Genomic DNA, 3,784 nt, shown 5'->3' on the forward strand with positions numbered 1-3,784 from the left:
CATGAGCAACACATCGGCTGCGTTGATGATCATGCCTCTGGCGCTCATGCTGGTGCCCGATGCGCCGGTGCGCGCGGCGTTATCTGTGGCATGGGGCGCTTCGTTGGCGATGAGTTTGCCGATTAGCACGCCGCCGAACGCAATCGCTTATGGCACCGGACTTTTTTCGACGAGGGAGATGATCATTGCGGGGAGTTCCTGCACGATACTTGGATTGCTTATTTTGCTGCTTTTATATTTGTTTGCTGGGGCGATGATCGAAGGGACTTTTGTGAATTAAAATTATGAATGATCATCTGCGTGTAAGGCTGGATGCCTATAGCCAACGAGCATCTGCTCATAGACAGCGACTGAGGTGGGCCGCATGGTATGTCTTGAGTGTTTTGATATTCGAAAGCAGGTGGCCTTGGCCGAGCCGCATTAAATGTGCAATCTTAAGATTGTTTGGCGCGAGAATAGGGGTCGGCGTAGTGATTAAGCCAAATGTTAAAATTAAGTTTCCCTGGAACCTTGAAATAGGCGATTACGTATGGATTGGCGAACAAGTGTGGATTGACAATCTCGACACAGTAGTGGTGGGGTCACATGTCTGTATTTCCCAAGGCGCGTATTTATTGACGGGCAATCATGATTATAAAAAAGTTACGTTCGATCTGATCACTCGACCCATCAAAATCCACGATGGAGCATGGATTGGAGCCCGCGCGCTGATTGCTCCAGGGGTAGTGATAGCAGACCACTCGGTGATATATGCAGGAACTGTCGTTTCGAAAGACACCGAGCCATTTTCTATTTACCAAAGCCAGAGCGCTACCAAGATTCGGCAAAGAATAATACAAGAATAGCGTTTTAGGTAAATGAAGCGCATGTTGGCGCCAGAAAAATGGATTTAATTTGACCAAATAATTTTTTTTCATATTTTGCTTCTACCTTATCAAGAGCAGCAGAGGGACCGGCCCGTTGAAGCTGCGGCAACCGGAAAGAGGATCCTTTCGTCAAGGTGCCAAGCCCGGCTTGCGTTGCAAAAGTGACGCAAGAAGGATGAGGTGAGATCGGTGTCCTTACGATACTCATAAATCCTCCTCCAGCGGCTCGCGATAAGCCTAATTCCAAAATATGAGCCGCGAATTTTTCACCCACCTCAAGTGCCGCGAATGCGGACGCCTATACCCAGCTAAGGCCATCCACGTCTGTGAATACGACTTCGGTCCGCTTGAAGCCGATTATCACTACGACGTTATCCGAAAACATCTCTCTCGCGATTTAATCGAAAGCCGTCCGGAAAGCATGTGGCGATATCGCGAGCTCCTACCCATTCATGGCGAACCTACCGTAGGTTTACAAGTAGGCTTCACGCCATTGGTTAAAGCCGACCGTCTAGCGCAGGCACTCGGAGTTAAGGAAATCTACGTCAAAAACGACACCGTTAATTATCCTACCCTTTCTTTCAAAGATCGCGTCGTCGCTGTCGCGCTCACGCGTGCTCGAGAGCTTGGCTTCAAGGTCGTCGCCTGCGCCTCTACAGGTAACCTCGCGAATTCCGTCGCTGCCAACGCCGCTTCGGCAGGACTCAAAAGCTACGTCCTCATTCCTGCGGATCTCGAGCACAACAAAGTCCTTAACTCCCTCGTCTATGGCACGCAAGTCATCGGCATCCACGGGCCGTATGATGATGTCAATCGCCTCTGCTCAGAGATCGCAGGTAAGTATGGTTGGGGCTTTGTGAACGTAAACCTGCGTCCCTATTACGCAGAAGGCTCCAAAACCATGGGCTTTGAAATCCTTGAGCAACTCGGTTGGCAGATTCCCACACATACCATCGTCTGCATGGCTAGCGGATCACTTCTTACAAAAATATACAAAGCCTACACGGAGGCGATCCGCGTGGGATTAGTCAACGAAGCTCCGTTTCACATCCATGGCGCGCAAGCCTCAGGATGTAACCCCATCACTGCAGCTCACAAGGCTGGTCGAGACATTATCAAGCCGATTAAGCAACCGCGCACTATAGCAAAATCCCTGGCCATCGGCACACCCGCCGACGGTTACTATGCGGTTAACACCATGCGCGCCACCCGCGGCCTAGCTGAAGACGCGAGCGATGAAGAAATCATCGCCGGAATACGCCTCCTCGCTGAGACTGAAGGCATATTTGCTGAAACAGCGGGCGGTGTCACAGTCGCCTGCGCAAAGAAACTCATTGAAGGGGGCCACATCCCGCGTGACCAGCGCATCGTCCTATGCATCACAGGGCATGGTCTCAAAACCGCCGAAGCTGTCGCGGAATCGTTGCCGCGTCCTCGCACCATTGGATCACACCTACGCGAATTTGAGGCAGCTGTCGCCGGCGATGGCGTCATAGACGTTCACCTCCCCATGCTCACTTAGTCGAGCGAAGCTTGCATTTTTCCTCAGTTTGCTATCCTGCCAACCTATCATTCTATATGAACAGCACCCCAATTACTGTTGCTTACGGAGATGGTATCGGGCCTGAAATCATGGATGCTACCCTCCACATCCTCAAAGAAGCTGGCGCCCGTCTTGATATCGAGACCATAGAAATTGGTGAAAAAGTCTACCTTCGTGGGAATCCCGCGGGCATTGAGCCTCAAGCTTTTGAATCCTTGCGACGCACCAAAGTCTTTCTCAAAGCCCCCATCACCACACCTCAAGGCGGAGGATTCAAATCGCTCAACGTCACCATCCGCAAAGCTTTTGGCCTCTACGCCAACATCCGTCCCTGCCTCAGCTACCACCCCTTTGTTGCCACAAAACATCCCCAGATGGATGTCGTCATCATTCGTGAAAACGAAGAAGACACCTACGCTGGCATCGAGCACCGCCAGACCCACGAAGTCACCCAATGCCTAAAGATTATCACTCGCCCCGGCTGTGAAAAAATCATCCGCTACGCATTCGAATATGCCCGCGCCTACGGCCGAAAAAAAGTCACCTGCTTCACCAAAGATAATATCATGAAACTTACCGATGGCCTATTTCATAAGGTCTTCGATGAGATCGGAGCAGAATATCCCGACATAGAAAAAGAACATTGGATCGTAGACATCGGCGCCGCAAAGCTCGCCGATACCCCAGAAAATTTCGACGTCATCGTGATGCCGAACCTCTACGGCGACATCCTCTCCGACGTCGCTGCCCAAATTGCAGGCTCAGTCGGCCTCGCTGGCTCAGCAAACATCGGCGACGGATGCGCCATGTTTGAAGCCATCCACGGCTCAGCGCCGCGCCGTGCCGGACAAAACCTCGCCAACCCCTCAGGCCTCTTTCTGGGAGCCATCCAGATGCTCGTTCACATCGGCCAAGGAGACGTCGCCACCCGCGCTCACAACGCCTGGCTCAAGACCATCGAAGACGGCATCCACACCTACGACATCTACAAAGAAGGTGTCTCGAAACAAAAAGTTGGCACCAAAGAATTCGCCGAAGCCGTCGTCGCGCGCCTCGGGCAGACTCCACAAGTCCTCAAGCCGGTAGCCTATTCAGCCACCTTACAACGCCCGCTCACTGCCCGTCCGCCCTACACTCCGCCAAGCGAGATAAAACGCCTCGTCGGAGCGGACGTCTTCATCGCATTTACAGGAAAACCTGAGCCCCTTGCTCAAAAGCTCCTTCCTCTTCAAGCCGACGGCCTGAAACTCGAAATGATCTCCAATCGCGGAATGAAAGTTTGGCCTGGAGGACTTGAAGAGACATTTACTGTGGACGTTTACCGCTGCCGCTTCCAACTTCCCGAAAGTCCCGAAGCTCAGATTCCTCATCGCGC

At 52.3% G+C, this 3,784-nt stretch carries 4 protein-coding genes and 1 riboswitch; all 4 genes read left to right on the forward strand.

All coding sequences use genetic code 11. The annotated features are described in order from the left end of the window. Positions 1 to 280 (forward strand): anion permease (locus NZM04_06340; protein ID MCS7063647.1); only part of this gene is annotated, 280 nt, incomplete at its 5' end. A 4-nt stretch (positions 281 to 284) separates the two neighbouring features. Next, a complete protein-coding gene (locus NZM04_06345) occupies positions 285 to 845 on the forward strand; it encodes a WcaF family extracellular polysaccharide biosynthesis acetyltransferase (protein ID MCS7063648.1) in 561 nt (186 codons plus the stop codon). An 83-nt stretch (positions 846 to 928) separates the two neighbouring features. Continuing rightward, a riboswitch (SAM riboswitch) is annotated at positions 929 to 1,048 on the forward strand. A 68-nt stretch (positions 1,049 to 1,116) separates the two neighbouring features. Next, positions 1,117 to 2,388 (forward strand): threonine synthase, encoded by a 1,272-nt coding sequence (gene thrC / locus NZM04_06350; GenBank protein ID MCS7063649.1) that lies wholly within the window; start codon positions 1,117 to 1,119, stop codon positions 2,386 to 2,388. 56 nt (positions 2,389 to 2,444) lie between these two features. Continuing rightward, positions 2,445 to 3,784, forward strand: a 1,340-nt coding sequence (locus tag NZM04_06355) for an NADP-dependent isocitrate dehydrogenase (GenBank protein ID MCS7063650.1), incomplete at its 3' end; no start/stop codon positions are given.

It is taken from the genome of Candidatus Methylacidiphilales bacterium, from assembly GCA_025056655.1.
In the GTDB taxonomy this organism is placed as follows: Bacteria; Verrucomicrobiota; Verrucomicrobiia; order Methylacidiphilales; family JANWVL01; genus JANWVL01.

Bases quoted from the DNA above. Each gene is read 5' to 3' on its own strand.
- thrC (MCS7063649.1), top strand. From the start codon at position 1,117: ATGAGCCGCGAATTTTTCACCCACCTCAAGTGCCGCGAATGCGGACGC.
- NZM04_06345 (MCS7063648.1), top strand. From the start codon at position 285: ATGAATGATCATCTGCGTGTAAGGCTGGATGCCTATAGCCAACGAGCA.